Origin of the sequence: Streptomyces sp. NPDC000594, from assembly GCF_040299965.1 — a bacterium.
GTDB lineage: Bacteria > Actinomycetota > Actinomycetes > Streptomycetales > Streptomycetaceae > Streptomyces.
The window spans coordinates 13,097-28,628 of sequence record NZ_JBEPCY010000039.1; the positions used below are offsets into that span (position 1 = coordinate 13,097).

A 15,532-nucleotide genomic window follows, 5' to 3' on the forward strand; every position below is an offset into this window, starting at 1 on the left:
GGGTCTGCCCCCGCCTGCGCGGACAGCGGACCCATGGGCAGCACAGACATCACCAGAACCAGGAGCCACACCATGTCCACAACCTCATCCGTGCGAGTGCGCCTGGCATGCGCCGCTGCCGCCCTGGGGGCGGCGCTGGCCGGTCTTCCCGCCATCACCGCCCCTGCCCACGCGGCCCCGCCGTCGGCGTACACCGTCACGGGAGTCGACACCAGCCACCACAACCACGGCCGGGGGGAAACGACACCGATCGACTGGCGCCGCGTGGCCACCAACCACAGCTTCGCCTTCCTCAAGGCCACCCAGGGCACCCGTTACACCGACCCCTGGCTCCAGCGCGACTACGCCGCAGCCGCAGGCACCACGCTGCTGCGCGCTCCGTACCACTTCTTCGACCCCCGCACCACCGGCGACGGCGCCGCCCAGGCGCGCCACTTCGTGACCGCTGCCCGCGCCGCCGGCTACCAGGGCGGCGGGAAGGGCGAACTGCCCCCCGTCCTGGACATCGAGAAGGTCCACCGGAACCACAAGGAGGTCTGCCCTCCCGAACTGCGCGTCCAGCAGGTCCGGGCCTTCCTGGACGAGGTGGAGCGGTCCTTCGCCGTCAAGCCCATCGTCTACACCCGTGCCTCGTTCGTCCAGGAGTGCATGGACGGCAGGGGAGAAGTCTTCGCCGGCCACCCGCTCTGGCTGGCCCGCTACCGCAGCGGCGCCAACGAACCGCAGCCGGTACCCGGCGCCGGCCGGTCCTGGACGTTCTGGCAGCACACCGACGAGGCCCAGACCCCCGGCATCCCCGGCAGGAGCGACCTCAACGTCTTCCGGGGCAGCACGGCAGACCTCCGCGCACTCGCCGGCCGGGGGCGGCAGGCCCAGCCCTCCGCCCACAGCGACACCACCCGCTCCTGAGCCGCCAGGCGGCCCCCGGTACCCCGGGTGAACCCCGGGGTACCACAGGCCGCCGAAGCGCCGACAGAGCGGGGTATTCCGCAGTGACGGCGCACGTTTCCCAGCCGGCGTGGCGGCGATCAACCGCACCCTCCCGTGCCAACGCGGTCCGGGCCGGCAACCCCCAACCCCTCTCCTCACACCGGAGGCACCCATGCAACACCACCCGTTCCGGACGACCCTCCTGCGGCGGGCTGTCACCAGCGTTGCGGCCTTGGCGTCCCTGGCCGCCTCGGGACTGGTCTTCGCCGAACCCGCGAGCGCCGCGCCTGCCTTCCAGGCGCCGTTCGCCTGCGGCGAGACCTGGCGAGGCACCACGCGCACCAGCCACAACGACTACCACTCGATCGACTTCAACTGGGGCGCGGGCAGGGACGACCACCTCCGCCCGGTACGGGCGAGCGCTCCCGGCAGGGTGACCGGCTCCGGCGTCTACAACGACGGCGTGTCCTACGTGCTGATCGACCACGGAAGCCGCTGGGAGACGCGCTACCTCCACATGCAGACCAGGAGTCTGGCGCGGGCGGGCACCACCGTGCGCCCGGGTGATGTGGTCGGCAAGGTCAGCGATGTGGGCTCTCCCGGCGCGTACCACCTGCACTACGAACAGCGCCGCAACGGCGAGATCGTCGCCGCCAGGTTCAACGGCGTCGCCTTCGCCTACCCCTCCCAACGGATCACCAGCAGGAACTGCGGCACTCCGTCACCGGTACCCGGGCGCTGAGCCGCTCACCCGAAGGACACACTCACCTGCTCCGCGGGCCCTCCCCCGGCACGGGGAAGCCCGTGATATCCCCGCCAGCGCACCGAGGCACCGGCCCCAGTGCGCTGGCCCCTGCTGGACGGCGATCCCGCCGCGGCGGGCAGCAGCTTGCACCAGCGGCTCGACGCCGCCGCGGCTGCCGATGCCGCACCGGCTCATCTCCTGGTCGCGCAGTGAACGGCCATGCACAGCATGGACGCGTACACCGCCGATGACCTGGCCACGCGGGTACGGTCGCGGATGGACCCGCCCTCCATGCCGGACAGGGCAGCCGACACGGTGAACACGGCGCCGGGGACGCGCCGGCCGCCCCGCACCCCCGGTGTGCTCCGGCTGAATGCGGTGCCGGGGCGCATCTGGCGGGGGAGGACGCGCTGCTGGTGCGCTGACTGAACGGCGGGCCCGGTACGCGGGAGGGCGTGGAGGCGTACTTCCGGCACTGCCGGGAGCAGTGGGCGACGGGCGGCCCGCTGCGGGCGTTCGGTATCCGGGCGGGCGAGGACAAGATCCTCGCGGGCACGGTCGACCTGCGGTTCGCGGGGGAGGGACTGGCACCCGGCCAGGTGAATGTCGCGTACGGGCTCTACCCAGCCTGGCGGGGGCGCGGCCTGGCGACACCTGCGGTCCTGCTGGCGACCCGGTACGCGGCGGACGAGGGCGCGACGGAGGGGCGGTGATCCAGGTGGAGCCGGACACAACCCCGCCTCCGCCGTGGTGGCCCAGCACGCGGGATTCGCCCCCGGCCCGGCAGCCCGTGGCGGGGGCGGCACCCCCCTCGACCACTACTCCCGGGCGCTGCGGTCCTCCGGGCCTGATTGTGCGACATCCCGTGGGTTGCTCTGAGCCGCCTGAGTCCCCGACTTCGTGGCCAGGGGGTTCGCCCTCTCTCCAGCAGTGGTTCGCGGGCTGACGTAGCTTCGGGATTCCTGAAGCATTCTCACCCTGACCGATCGGTTCGCAATCTGGCTGAAGGTGAGAGGGCTCGGGTTGGCGCTGGCTACCGTACGGAACCTGCGCGATGATGTCCGGCTGCCGGCCACGGCGGAGGAACTGCAGCAGTTCGGAACCGACGGCTTGCGGGGTTCGTGCTGGCACGGGCGTCGGCCGGGCTGGCGGACGGCACGATCCGCAGGGACGTCGGCGCCGGGAACGGCTGGGCCGCCGCGCTCGCCGCCCGCAGGCACACCGTCACCGCCGTCGAACCACCGCCGCGCTGCGCGCCCACGGGCAGCACCTCCACGCAGGCAGCCCCATCGCATGGACCGGCTGTCCGCCCTGGCGTCCCTCAACAGCGACGACCGGTTCGACGCTCTCACGGCCACCGGCGGTCTGGACGCACCTGGCCCCCGCCGCCCGCCACGGCCATGACCCGCCGCGCCGCCTTCCTCCCGCGGGGCTGGCCTTCTTCCTGACGCTGCGCCACGACCCCGTACTCCCGGGCCGGATGATGTACGCGGTCTCCGCCGCCGAGAACACCGGCCTCGCCGCCCTCAATGGCCTGCTGCTCATCCACCACAGTGGGGACCAGCCCGATCTCCAGGCCCGTGCCGGAGTCCGGTGGACCTCGGCTCGCCTTCCAGCGCGGTCACACGACGGTCCCGCCCGGGACCGGCTCCACAGCGGTGCCCTGCCACGCCCCCGGGACCGCCCTTCCGACAGGGAAGGACACGGACGAGCACCCCCACCGGGCCGCAGAGGGACCAGCCCGTGCCGAAGCCGACCGTGAGGAGCGCGAGGAGGTGCGCCCAGGATCCCCGGCCCGCACCGGAGGAAACGCGGCGCCGAGCAGCAGGGCGCCGCCCCGGGGCTGCCCGGCCTGTGCGGCACCCGGCCCGACGACACCGCCGGGGGGCAGAGGGGCCTGGAGGGGGACCGTAGGCACCCCGACCGGCCCGAGGTGGCATCGTGAGGGTGACGAACTCGGCGGGGTGGAGGCCGAGGTGTTCGGCGACGTGGTCGACCACGACCGCCGGGCACGTCCTCCGGGTTGTCGAGGAAGGTCCTCAGGTGGCGGACGGTCCCGAGCTGGACGGCGAGGCCGATCCGGTTGCGGGCGCCCTTGACGGCCATCGTCCGGCGCCGTGCAGTCCGGTCCGGTCCGGTCCGGGAGAATGGACCCCGTGAGCTGCCCCTCGTCGGGGTCCCGGCAAAGAGGCCGAACCGCTGCCGTTGGTCCGAGGACCCGCTCACCCCCGAGGACACCGGGCTGCGCGAGTGGCTGACCGCCCAGCGCTTCGCGCTCACCGAAGCCGACCGCGAGGAGAGGCACCCGTGATCCCCAGTCCCCGCCGGATGAAGGACAGCGCCCTGCTGCTCGGCACCGCCGGGAAGACGGACGGGCCCGGCCCGTACGGGCCACGGCCGGCGCGACGAGGCTCTGCGGCCGGTGGTGGTGGCCTGCCGTTGTCACAGTCCGCCGGTGAACAGCAGCAGGTTCGGGGTGTTCGGGCTGGGGTTGCGTACCTGTCCCCGGGAGGCGGTGTTCAGCAGCCAGTTCCCCACCTGCGAGGACGATGCCTGCGGGTACGCCTCCTTGTAGAGGGCCGCGACCCCGGCGACATGGGGTGCCGCCATCGACGTGCCGGACAGGGTCCTCTCCTGCTGGCGCGGGAAGGCGGAGTAGATGTCCTCGCCGGGGGCGTAGATCCTCACGCAGGGTCCGTGGTTGGTCCCGTGGCGGGATCCGTCCGCCTCGGTGACGTCGTACTCCATGTCGAAGCGGTCCGTTGCGGCGACGTTGAACGCGTGCGGGGAGCGGCCCGGCGAGTAGTCGCAGGCGTTGTCGCGGTTGTTGCCCGCCGCGATCACCGGGAGGATGTCCGCCGCCCGGACCCGGCGGACGGCCTCGTCCAGCATGTCGCTCGGGGAACCTCCGAGTGACGCGTTGAGGACGGCGGGGACGTTCCGGTTCAGCTTGTTCCCGATGACCCAGTCGAAGGCCGCGATGACATCGTCCCACTCGGCCTTGTTCTGGCAGTCGATGGCCCGGACGCTCACCAGTTCCGTGTCCGGCGCCACCCCGAAGTCCCGCCCGCCGATCGTCCCGGCGACGTGTGTGGCATGAGGGTGACACCAGCCGTAGCCGTCGCCGATGTAGTTCGCCCCCTCCCAGGCCCGGTTCTCGAACTGGTGATGGCTGACGTCGATACCGGTGTCCACGACATAGACCACGACCCCGGCCCCGGTGCGGGCGTGGTCGTACTGGCCGTTCAGCGGGAGCCATAGCTGATCGATCCGGTCCAGCCCCCACAGACTGCCCGGCACCGGCCGCGCCCGCCCAGCCGTGCCGCGCTCGGCGGTCCCGGCCGTGGTCCCGGGCCCGTGGCCGACGCCGTTCTCCTCCACGGCCACCACGCCCGGCATCAGCCGGACGGCCCGGAGCTGCTCCTGGGTGAGCTTGGCGGAGAAGCCGTTCAGCGCGTGGCTGTAGGTGTGCTTCGGCCGCACATCCGGGATCCCGGCGAGGAGGGACGCGGGGGTGGTGTCCTTGTTCAGTTCCACGATGTACTCGCCCGGCACGGCTTCCGCCGCCTCGCGCAGGGGCGCGGGCTCGGGGGTCGGGGCGAGGGCCGACGCGGAGGAGGGGGTGAGCTGGCATGTCACGGCCATCAAAGCGGCGACGGCGAGGGTGGAGGCTCTGAGCCTCGTACGTCTGGTCACGGTTCCGAGCAGACGCCTCGCCGGGTGGTGACGGGCGGTCGGACCGTACGATCTTCGACCAACCGTGGCGAACTCCCTCCCAACGGGGCCCTCCCTCCGGCCGACCCCGCTTTTCGTAGCCCGCGGGAGGGTGTCCGTCCTGCGGAGCCGGACCCGGCGAGATGGCCCGGGCTCAGGAATCGAAGCGCACGCTCCCGTGGACCCCAGGCTCTACCCCACCGGCGGGGATGTCCGTCGCCGTGCCCCTGCACCCGGCGAGGGGAAAGCTGTGCGCGACTGCGTCCGTTTCGTTGTGCGCGACGGAGAACTTTCCCGGAGCCACGTCATAGCACCTCCCTGCTGCCGGGTCCTCGACGGCCGGCCCACCAGTGGGGTCTCCGAGGGGCTGCGCCCAGAACACTCCGGTGGCGGCGTGGGCGGAGACGGGGGTGGAGAGGACGAGCAGGGCCGCGCTCAGGACGGCAGCGCGGGCGAACGAAGACATGCGCATGCGAAGACTCCCAGGGAAATGGGGTAACTGACACCGGGGCCATGAGACCCTCCTCCAGCCTGCGGTCCCGTCCCCCGCCCCGCTGCTCCGGTGACCCGTCGGAGTGGGAGCACCGGACCGTACTCGCCAGGACACACCGGACACGGGGTGCCGATCAGCCGCACGGCCGTCAGGGACGCGAACCCGTCCAGCACGTCGTCAACAGCCCTGGCTTCCGGGCGCCGCATGACCGCGGCGAGCAGCACCGCCCTCGTGGAGTTCCGCTCCCGCTTCGCAGCCGCCACCGGAAACCCGTCTGTTCCGAGCAGGGGCACCGGCCGCTACAAGCCGGCTCCGGGATCGTCCGCGCCAACGCTCGGCCCGGCCGGTGTCCCTGGTCGCCGAGCTGGGCGAGTTCGTGCTCGCAGTCGACGGCAACAGAACGGGGCGATCCCCCCTGGCCCAAACCCGCAGCTCACGACCATGATCGTTCTCAGTGCCAACGGCTGTACCGATGTTCCCCACGGCCGGTGAGGTCCGTGGGTTCAGGGAAACCGAAGGTTCTTCACTGTGAGGTCCGGCACGCCCTAGACTGCCGGTTTCCAGACCAGAGAGGACATCTCGTCAGATGGCGGCGCCGGACGATACAACATCCCGTTCTCTGAGCGGTGCTCCTCAGACTTCCGACCCGCTGCCAGAGGGCAGCGATAGGGGAAAGACCCTGCGTCAGCGCATCGCCGACGGGTGGAACCGGCTCGGGCCCGCTGGCAAAGCGGGTGTGATCGTAATCGGTAGCGCGGCCGCTGCGATGGTCGTAGGCCTCTTGGCCTCTTCGAACCCCCGCGCTGCTGCGGCCGACGTGGTCGAGGAAGACGACAACGACCCACCCACCCGTTGGTGGACCAATCACGCTGGCGGCTACTACGTGTGCGGTCACCAGGGGTGCAGCAAGAAGGTAAACCCGACCATCTTCGGTCACGAATGCTGCGGCCGCTGCTGGCCTGGCCGGGACTGTTTGAGCGCTGCGCAACGCGACTACGACGGTCCCGGCGGCTTCGCTCACAACTACTTCGAGGTGCTCCTGAGCCCTGGCATCTGCGAGGTCTGCGGCGAACCGCCCAAAGCACATCCCTGGGAGTTCGACTCCCTCACCGGCCAGCGCCACGCCGCCGTCTGACCGGTACTCGGCGACGTCACCCCACTCCCAACAACTACCCGCCAGTTGCATCCCTCCTTCGGGCAGCGGAAGGAGTCCGGGGTCGATGGTCAGCCGGCGTTGCCGAGATCGACGTCGTCGAGCGTGAGGGTGGCGATCTGGGCGACCCGGGCGGCGTGGACCGCCGCGAGCGCGAGCACGAGCCGTGCCGCCGGGGTGGTCACAGCCGCGACGGAGCGCTCGACCTGCTCGGGGACGAGAGGTTGCAGCACGCCGTACTCATATTGCCCGACCCTGATCCGGCTGGTGGGGTTGCGGAAGATCAGACCGTTCCGCTTCGCCCAGGTGAACAGGGATCGCAGCGCCACGAGCTGATCACGCCGATGGCGGCCGTCCACGGATTTCATGTGGGCGAGGACATCGTCGCGGGTCACCTCCCGCAGGTGGTCGTAGCGGCTCGACCACTCCAACAACGCTGGACGGACACGGTTGAGAGAGAGCCAGACCGTGCCCTCCCGTCGCGGGAGACTGCGGGGGCCGCCGTCGCGCAGGACGCGGGTCCAGCGCTCGGCTTCCGAGCCGATTCCTGGTGCGAGTCCTTCCAGCCGCTCGGTGAGCCAGCGCTCGAAGGACGGTTCGCTGTCATCCTCGAAGATCTCCATCTCTTCCAGGACCGTGACGACGTGGCCGACGGGCAGGTCCAGGGCCCGCAGCGGGGCGAAGATCTCCGTGTGCCGGATCACGTCGCCGTCGACGTGGCCGGTGAGGACGACGGCCAGGCCCCGGTTGGCGGCGATGCGTATGTTGCGTCCCCAGCCGGGGGCCTCGGCGAACCGGTGGGCGAGGTACTTCGCCCAGGCCAGCCACGGGCTGGCCAGGTCGGCGTCGGCCGGGTCGAGCTGGCCGAAGTCCCGGGGGATCTGCTCGAACAGCGGCTGCTGCCGCCAGCCGGGGGCCGGGCGCCAGGCGGGTGCGGGAGGTGGTTTGCGCGGGGCGCCACGCTGGCCTCCCCTCCGCCGGGCCAGGGGTGGTGCCGGTCTTCTGCGGTAGTCGAGCCCGACGAAGGACAGCTGATGACTCCGGACGGCGGCGAGCCGCTCCCGCGCGTATGCCCCGGCCGCTGGCCGGCCGTCGGCCGTCTTCGCGCCGAGGCGGGCCTGGCACCAGCACAAGCGGCAGTAGTTCCACTTCAGCGGCTGGACGCGACGGCAGCCGGTGCATTCCGCCGTGTCGTGCCCGCGGCCGAACATGTAGCAGGCGGGGCAGAGCCGTCCACGGAAGTCGCCCCAGGCGAGGCAGCCAGGGCAGGAACTGGTGGGTTTGACGGAGCCCTTCGGGAAGCGTGCCACCGGATCACTCCGGCGGGAGCGACCGGCCGTCCCGGTGCTTGGGGATCATCTTCGGCGCGGCGGTCGGCGCACCTCGGCGCAGGGCCGAGTCGTCCATCACGTCGTCGTGGATGAGAGCGCATGCCTGGACGAGTTCCAGGGCGGCGCCCGTACGCAGCAGCGCTGTGGGGTCTACCGCCCCGCCGGCTGCCCGCCATCCGCACCACGCGAACGACGTGCGCAGCCGCTTACCGCCGCAGAGGACCAGGGCGGTCACGCGTTCTGCGATGTCACGGGCGAACACCGGGGCTGGTGGACGAACCTGGCGGGTGTCAGCCATACGCAGCGGATGTTCGACGTATGGGCGAACCGGTCCCCGAGCTGGAAGTGCCGGTCGGCCAGGGCCGTGCCGCCCGCCGGCCCGGCAGGCGGCACGGCCCCGTGCGTTCTCCCCAGCCATCGTGAAGCTGCCGTTCCCACATGACCGAATCCGTGTCTCGACCCGGCGGTTCCCCCGTGGTTGCATGCTGTGTTCTCCGGTCGCGTACCGGAGACGTGACCTGACTGGGGGGAACAATGAGCGCAAACGCGAAGCGGAGTACCACCAGACAGAGACGTATCCGGGTCGCTCTGAGCGCCGTGGTCGCCGCGTGCGCGATCACGGCGGGGCTGCCCGGAGCGGCCTCGGCCGCCCCGACGGCCGGGACGGACGGCGCGGGCGAGCGCGTGGCCGGTGTCGAGAGGATCAGTGTCACCTCCGACGGCCTCCAGGCCAACACCGATTCAGGCGACGCCTCGATCACACCCGACGGCCGGCGCGTCGTCTTCACGTCGTCGACCCGGTACCTCGGGACGAACGCCGCGACGACGGGTGACACGGTGTACGTCCGCGACCGGCAGACCGGCCGGACCACGCAGGTCGGGGACGAGACTCCGGTCCAGGCCCCGACGATCGGCGCGGACGGGGACCACGTCGCCTTCCCGATCCTCAGGATGCGGAACGAGCACATGCGCATCCATGACCTGCGCACCGGATGGCCGGCGAGCCCTCTCTGCCCGGCCGCCTACTGCCGGATGTCGCTCGGCGCGAGCGGCCAGCATCTGGCATATGACGTCCAGTTCCGGCGTCCGGAGCCCAATCAGCGCATCGAGGTCATCAACTACGACACGGCCATCAAGTACGTGATCGACGTCATCCACAACACCGAACCGACCCTGCTCTCCCTCAGTGACGACGGCCGCTTCCTCGCCTACCAGGACGGCGGGGCACAGGACATCTTCCTGTGGGACCGGAACGACGGCACCCCCCAGGGCCCGATCGAGGGCCCGGCGAAGGCCGCCGAACTCGTCCAGATCAGCAACGACGGCAGAAAGGTCGTCTACCGCTCGGGCGCCGACACTTACGTCCACGACACCACCACGGGCACCGCGCAGCTGGTGGCCAACGTGCGAGGCGTGGCCATAGACCCCACCGGCAACCACCTCCTGTACGCCCCGCACGCCCCCGCCACCGGACCCTCGCTCGTCCTGCGCGACCTGCGCACCGGCACGGACGAGACCATCTCGGACCAGCCCGCGACGGCCGGGATCGACGCCGTGAGCGCCGACGGGCGCCATGTCGTCTTCCAGTCCGCCGCCACCGACATCGTGCCCGGCGACACCAACGGCAAGCAGGACGTATTCCTCCGTACCCTCCGCTGATCGCCCAGGGGGCCGGCTCCCGCGACGCGGTCGCGGGAGCAGGTTCCTCCGTGCACGCGGCGCCGCGAACGGCCGCCCGCCGTCACCAGGCCGGTCCCCGAAGCCTGGTGATTCGCCCGCAGCACCGCGGCACGGTTGGAACTCCGCGCCCGGTGCACCGGTTCGCTGCGGCATCATGGCCGTCACGCCGACGGCGCGGCCGGAGACACCGTGGCGGTCGCCCGGGGCACGAGGCCGTCAGCCCTCCCGGAAGGAGGCCCTCCCCGGTGAGCGAGGACGAGCAACTGCGGGTCAGGCTAGGGTTCCGTGAGATCGCGGCGGCGTTGCGCGGCGAGATCCTCGACCGCCGGTATCCGACAGGGTCGGTTCTGCCTCCGGAGCCGGAACTGGCCCTGAAATGCGGGGTCTCCCGCAGCCCGGTGAACCGGGCCATGGCCGGCCTGACCGCGGAAGGACTGGTGCGGCCCCGGCAGGAGCGCGGAACGGTCGTGACCTGGCTCCCGCCGATCCCTCATTCCCCTACGGCAGGGCATGACCCTGCCAGTGATCTCCGGGCGCTGGGCCTGGAGCCCCGGTACGAGGTCGCCGTCGAACAGGCCGAACAGCCAGCCGCTGTCACCGAGCCCTGCGCGTCGAGCGCGGGCAGGCCAGCTGTATCGTCCGCAGCGGCCGGCTGTTCGCCGACCAGATCCCCGTAACGGCTGACCGAGAGCTGGTTCCCGCTGACGATCGCGCAGAACACCGTGCTGGAGGAGCCGGGGCCGCTCACCCCAAGTGCGGCAAGGGCCGCGCTGGCCCGGGCGGGGTTCGAGCAGACGGACGTCACCGAGCGGACCATCCCCTGAGGCACTTCGCGCAGCTGACGGAGTCGGCGACCCGGCATGCCGCGACCACCGCACTCGCGCTCTCGGGTCTCGGCTCGGGTGAGATCAGCACGGTCACCGCCGAGGACCTCGACCTCACAGGCGGCACGACGCGGATCCGGCCCCGCCACTGCCGACTGGACGCGTGGGCGGTCCGGGCTCTGGCCCGGCGGATCGACCGCCTGCCCCACCCTGGTCTGCCGCTGGCCGGCAGCGAGGGCGGCACCCCGGCCCAGCGGCAGGCCCGTGTCTGCACCACTCTGCGGGAAGTCCTTGTCCGGGCCGGGCTCGGGGACGACCCGACCCTGCGGTCGGCGTCCCTGGCCGCACACCCTGGACTCCTGGCGTTCCGGGCCACCGGACGGATCGAGGACGCAGCCCGGCTCCTCGGCCCAACGCAGCCCCGTTTCCCTTGACCAAAGAGATAGGGGCACCCCCCCCCGTCGTCCGCTGGCGTTGCCGTCAAACGCCCGCAGAGGCCCCGCTGGAAAACTCCAGCGGGGCCTCTACATTTCAATCTCTGTCGCCTTCGAAGGCAGGTTGCCTACTCCGGCGAGATTCGCTGGATAACTGGGTTTGCCGACAATCCAGGAATCTCTGTAACCAGCCGCGAATGCACTTCTCGAACGAATCGAAGAACTTCACCCACGAGCTCTTCACGCCCCACGGCTCCGTGCATTGGATGCTTCGATGAACTCACCGCAACCAGATCGCCATCTTGACGCAGATGAATCACCTCTTCGCTTTCAGTGAAACCGAATGCGGCGTCTTCACCTGACGAGATGCGCTTCACCGCGCCAGATAGAGACAAGGTCAGATCGACGAGAGTCACGAATCTCTTCTTCGAGACGATCTCAACGTCGCCAACCATCAGTTCAAAATTCACCCCGAAACACTTGTAGCGGAGGTCCATTTCACTGATTATGGCCGGATCGCCCTGATTGGCGGCGTCCCAGGTCTTGGTCCAGGCTGAACCCGGCTCCGGGAGGTAGAAGGAGAGTTGAATCACGCTTTTCCTCACTTGCTACTCACTTAGTACGGAAACGCCGTCACGACTTTTCCGTCATTAACGATTGCGCGGACATTGTTTAGCCCGCCTCCACCCTTCGCCGGACCTGTCCTCCCGACAGGGCTTCCGAAATCCCACTCGTAGATTTGACCAGGCCGCGCCTCGCCTGTAACAGGGTCCGGCGTATTGGGCTTCGGCGTTCCCCGGTTGATAGTGTCGACTATTCGGCGACGAACGTGCTTTTCCTTACCGGTGAAGATCCCGGCGGCATCGTCCACCAGTGCACCTCCAGGCCGGTGACGGTCCACGATGTGCTGCCAGTCGCCGTTTTCCAGCGCCGCGGTTCCGCACAGACCATTCGAATTGTGCACCAGAACCGGGCGTCTCGCCCGCCAGCACATAGTACGTGTGCAGGTCATTCACCGTCAGGTTATAGGTCCTGACCCGCTCCGTGTACGCGCGGTTGGCGGTCACCACCACGGTGTCCCCGCTCTTCGCGAGGAGCGTCATCCCCGCGGTGAGGTCCGCGGCGTCCATCCAGCGGCGCTCGGACGGGGACCAGAAGGGGTGTTCATCGGTGGCGATGAGCTGCTGGATGCCGTCCTCGGTGGCGATGGACAGCTCGTTGAGCTGCTTGTCGCCGCGGCCGCGGATCAGGTGGGTGACCTCGCGCGGGCCCCAATCGCCGGTCTCGGGGTCCCGGGCCATGACCATGTCGCCTACTTGCACGTCCTCGATGTTCTTGGTCGTGCCGTCGGCCATCAGGACATCGGTACCGGCGAGGAAGGAGTTGCACGGGCGGGCCGCGTCCCTGAGGCGATCCAGTTGCTTGCCCAGCCTCGCCCCGTCGCCGAAGACCGGGATGAACCCGGCTCCGGCGAGTGCGACACCGACCTTGTCTCCCTCATCGGCGGCTCGGACACCGTCGTAGAGGTCGCAGCCGGCACCCGCGAGGGGGATCCAGCCGCAGACCATCAGGCCGAGTTCCTTGAGTACCTCGTCGTCGACCGTGTGTCCGCCGATCAGTACAGGTGCCGGGCTGGGCTCGTAGATCCTGGCGCCGTTCCTGTTGTCCTGCGCCTGGTACCGCACATCGCCGTTGCCGTGGTCGCAGTACGGCCTGCCCATGCTGACGCCGCAGGTCGAGGTATTGGAGAAGACCTCGGCAGGGACGGTGTTGCCGGTGCTCGACGTGGCGGACGTACCACCGCCACCTCCGCCGCCACCACCGGTTTCCCGGCCGCTGGAGCCCTTACCCGTGTAGCAGCCGTGCCGGATGCACTCCTTCTCCTCCTCGCTGGAAGCATTCTTGATCGCCTCGGTCGACTGCTCAAAGCACGCCTGGGTGACACACGAGCCGGGGTCCTGGAGGCCCGTCGGGTCGGAGGAGGTGGCCGGGTGCTGGTTGGCGTAGCTGTAGCCGTTGAGCGACTGGTGCTGGTCCAGGGTCAGGAGCGGGTCGACGCTGATGAACTGACCGCGAGGCCGGAGTCGTACTGACGGGCTCCGATATGGGTCAGATTGGTCCCGGCGTCCACCGGCTTGCCGAGGAAGCCCCCTCGCCGGACACGAACCGCGCGTCACCGAAGAACCCGGCGGAACGGTCCTCATCAAGGCCGACCTCACCACCGCCCTCGTCTCCCGCTGGCTGCACCTGCTCGCCGTCCTCGACTTAGGCGCCGCCTACGGACTGCGCAGCACCGAGGACCGCCGGACCGCCGGGCTCCGCTTCGACCTACCGGAGGATCCCCGCCCATGGCACCCCCGACGGGCCCGCCGCACCCGTTCGCCAAAGGCCACGGCGCCGAGAACGACTTCATCCTCCTCCCCGGACCCGACCGCATCACCGTCACTGTCGGCGGACACACCTGGCAGGCCCTCCACGTCGACCTCGGCAACCCCCACGCCGTCGCCCTGGTCGACGACCTCACCCACCCCGGCCCCGTCACCACCCCACCCGCCGACGCCTACCCCCACGGCGTCACGGTCGAGTTCGCCCTTCGGCGCGGGCCCCGCCACCTCGCCCTGCGCGTCCACTGACGGCGGCGCCGGCGAAACCCGCTCCTGCGGCACCGGCGCCTGCGCCGCCGTCACCGCCGCCATCCACCACACCCGACAGGCCCCCGAGCCCGGCACCTGGACCGTCGACACCACAGGAGACCGACTCACCGTCACCCTCCACCCCGACCGGACCATGGACCTCACCGGCCCCGCCGAGATCACCGCCCACGGCACCCTCACTCTCGCCCCGCAGGTGGACCGCTCGTCCCGGCCCCGCAGTGTCTGACCCGACTGAACACGGACGCCGCCGTTCCGACCTGCAGGCCCGGCGTTTGGCAAAGCGGCGCGCCAGCCTCCGACCAGGGAACTTCCGCCGAGGGACTCGCCACCGGGGCGGCCGGGACAGGTCAGGGGCAGGGCGGAGCACCGCGTGATGACGCGCCGGCGCGGCGCGGAATGAGACATTGCCGCAGGCTTCGGATCGCCCGGAGATGCCCGCTTCATCCTCCCGCCAGCTGCGCCGGTGATGTTACTGACCTGTCAGTTCGAGGGGAGGAGCCCTCTCCGGATGCTGTGCGTGACGGTCCGCGCACTTCGGGCCACGGCCGCGTGCCGGGTTGCCGGTGGCCGCGGCGCTCTGATTCCTTGTGCCTGCTGATCACGGGGGCCGACAGCGCAGTGCCGCACCGCGCCCTGCCGGATGTCCGGCAGCCCCTCCCCGTGTTCCGGCACTCAACACACGTTCCATAACGGGAGGAACCCCTATGCGCTCCAAGCGACTCTTACCCCTGGGCGGCGCCTGCGCGCTGCTGATGGCAGCCGGGACGATCGCAGCGCCCGCGGCGCAGGCGGCCGAGGAACCGCGCCGGAATCCCGTGGGCAACCACACCGGCGGAAGCGTCACGCCTCCGGGAGAGAACATCGCCCTCTCCGACCAGGGCAAGGACAAGACCGCGGTCACCGAGTCGTTCGCCCAGGCGGAGGACGGCCGGATCACCTGGGCCGAGTACAACAAGCGGGAAGCCCGGTATCTGAAGAAGTACAAGCGGGCCAAGCGGATCTCCGCGCACAGCTCGGTCGCGCCCAAGGAGAGGACGCTCAAGCTGACCCACTACGCGCAGAAGAACAACTTCTTCTGCGGCCCCGCGACCGGCATCATGATGGTGAAGATGGCCGACGGCAAGATCCGCAGCAAGTACAACAGGAACAAGTTCAACCAGACCAACATGGGCAACAGGTCGCACATGGACACCGCGCGGGCCGGTCTGACGGACTGGACCACCAAGCAGTTCGAGAGGGGCATCGACCGGTGGCGCGGTGAGAACTGGTACGTCCAGGTCCCCAGCCCGTCGGGTAAGCAGGCGGTGAAGACGATGCGGCACAGCATCGGCAACAACGGCATGCCGATCGCGGCCGACACCGTCGAGTTCCGCAACGGGCCGCACTACAACAGCCACCCGCGCAACCTCACGATCGGGCACTGGATCACCGCCTACGGCTACACATCCAAGGGCAGCAAGAGCAAGTGGGCCGACCCCTCGACATCGGTGTGGCAGGGCGTGAAGAAGAAGTTCACGGCCGGCACCAAGGGCTTCGCCGACACCTACCTCCAGTCGAACGGATACGTGTACTGA

Annotated in this window: 13 protein-coding genes and 1 pseudogene; 8 read left to right on the forward strand and 6 right to left on the reverse strand. The window is 70.2% G+C overall.

Annotated elements, in window-relative coordinates:
* The first annotated feature begins 72 nt into the window (after positions 1-72).
* The 3 genes from ABT354_RS32715 (at position 73) to ABT354_RS32725 (ending at position 2,388) form a co-directional block, all read left to right on the forward strand.
* Complete coding sequence (locus ABT354_RS32715; protein ID WP_351500569.1) at positions 73-909, forward strand: glycoside hydrolase family 25 protein; 837 nt, start codon at positions 73-75, stop codon at positions 907-909.
* 253 nt (positions 910-1,162) lie between these two features.
* Positions 1,163-1,672 carry a M23 family metallopeptidase gene (locus ABT354_RS32720; RefSeq protein ID WP_351500571.1) on the forward strand — a complete coding sequence of 170 codons (510 nt, stop codon included), beginning with the start codon at positions 1,163-1,165 and terminating at the stop codon, positions 1,670-1,672.
* Between the two features lie 458 nt (positions 1,673-2,130).
* On the forward strand, positions 2,131-2,388 hold the full coding sequence (locus ABT354_RS32725; protein ID WP_351500573.1) for a GNAT family N-acetyltransferase: 258 nt from the start codon (positions 2,131-2,133) through the stop codon (positions 2,386-2,388).
* Positions 2,389-2,899: 511 nt separating this feature from the next.
* On the opposite strand, the gene ABT354_RS32730 is transcribed toward ABT354_RS32725, so the two are convergent.
* Positions 2,900-3,955 (reverse strand): DUF4158 domain-containing protein, encoded by a 1,056-nt coding sequence (locus tag ABT354_RS32730; protein WP_351500575.1) that lies wholly within the window; start codon positions 3,953-3,955, stop codon positions 2,900-2,902.
* A gap of 162 nt (positions 3,956-4,117) precedes the next feature.
* Positions 4,118-5,371 (reverse strand): S8 family peptidase, encoded by a 1,254-nt coding sequence (locus tag ABT354_RS32735; protein ID WP_351500577.1) that lies wholly within the window; start codon positions 5,369-5,371, stop codon positions 4,118-4,120.
* 1,484 nt (positions 5,372-6,855) lie between these two features.
* On the opposite strand from ABT354_RS32735, the gene ABT354_RS32740 reads away from it, so the two are divergent.
* Positions 6,856-7,017 (forward strand): hypothetical protein, encoded by a 162-nt coding sequence (locus ABT354_RS32740; RefSeq protein WP_351500579.1) that lies wholly within the window; start codon positions 6,856-6,858, stop codon positions 7,015-7,017.
* Between the two features lie 89 nt (positions 7,018-7,106).
* Here ABT354_RS32740 and ABT354_RS32745 read toward each other — a convergent pair whose 3' ends face one another.
* Entirely contained in the window at positions 7,107-8,345 is a 1,239-nt protein-coding gene (locus tag ABT354_RS32745; RefSeq protein ID WP_351500581.1) for a site-specific integrase, read from the reverse strand.
* A gap of 4 nt (positions 8,346-8,349) precedes the next feature.
* Entirely contained in the window at positions 8,350-8,664 is a 315-nt protein-coding gene (locus ABT354_RS32750) for a polyprenyl synthetase family protein (protein WP_502983542.1), read from the reverse strand.
* Between the two features lie 236 nt (positions 8,665-8,900).
* Here ABT354_RS32750 and ABT354_RS32755 point away from each other — a divergent pair, with 236 nt between their 5' ends.
* Positions 8,901-10,025, forward strand: a complete 1,125-nt coding sequence (locus tag ABT354_RS32755; protein ID WP_351500584.1) for a hypothetical protein — start codon at positions 8,901-8,903, stop codon at positions 10,023-10,025.
* Between the two features lie 266 nt (positions 10,026-10,291).
* Positions 10,292-10,723: a GntR family transcriptional regulator gene (locus ABT354_RS32760; protein ID WP_351500586.1), complete on the forward strand. Its 432-nt coding sequence runs from the start codon at positions 10,292-10,294 to the stop codon at positions 10,721-10,723.
* A gap of 709 nt (positions 10,724-11,432) precedes the next feature.
* On the opposite strand, the gene ABT354_RS32765 is transcribed toward ABT354_RS32760, so the two are convergent.
* Positions 11,433-11,897, reverse strand: coding sequence for a hypothetical protein (locus tag ABT354_RS32765; protein WP_351500588.1), 465 nt, complete (start codon positions 11,895-11,897; stop codon positions 11,433-11,435).
* A 353-nt stretch (positions 11,898-12,250) separates the two neighbouring features.
* Positions 12,251-12,689 (reverse strand): annotated as a pseudogene (locus ABT354_RS38130) (polymorphic toxin-type HINT domain-containing protein); the annotation flags it as partial.
* A gap of 963 nt (positions 12,690-13,652) precedes the next feature.
* On the opposite strand from ABT354_RS38130, the gene ABT354_RS32775 reads away from it, so the two are divergent.
* Together ABT354_RS32775 and ABT354_RS32780 are read left to right on the forward strand one after the other, a co-directional pair.
* Positions 13,653-13,937, forward strand: a complete 285-nt coding sequence (locus ABT354_RS32775; protein ID WP_351500592.1) for a diaminopimelate epimerase — start codon at positions 13,653-13,655, stop codon at positions 13,935-13,937.
* A gap of 725 nt (positions 13,938-14,662) precedes the next feature.
* Positions 14,663-15,532, forward strand: a complete 870-nt coding sequence (locus ABT354_RS32780; protein WP_351500594.1) for a C39 family peptidase — start codon at positions 14,663-14,665, stop codon at positions 15,530-15,532.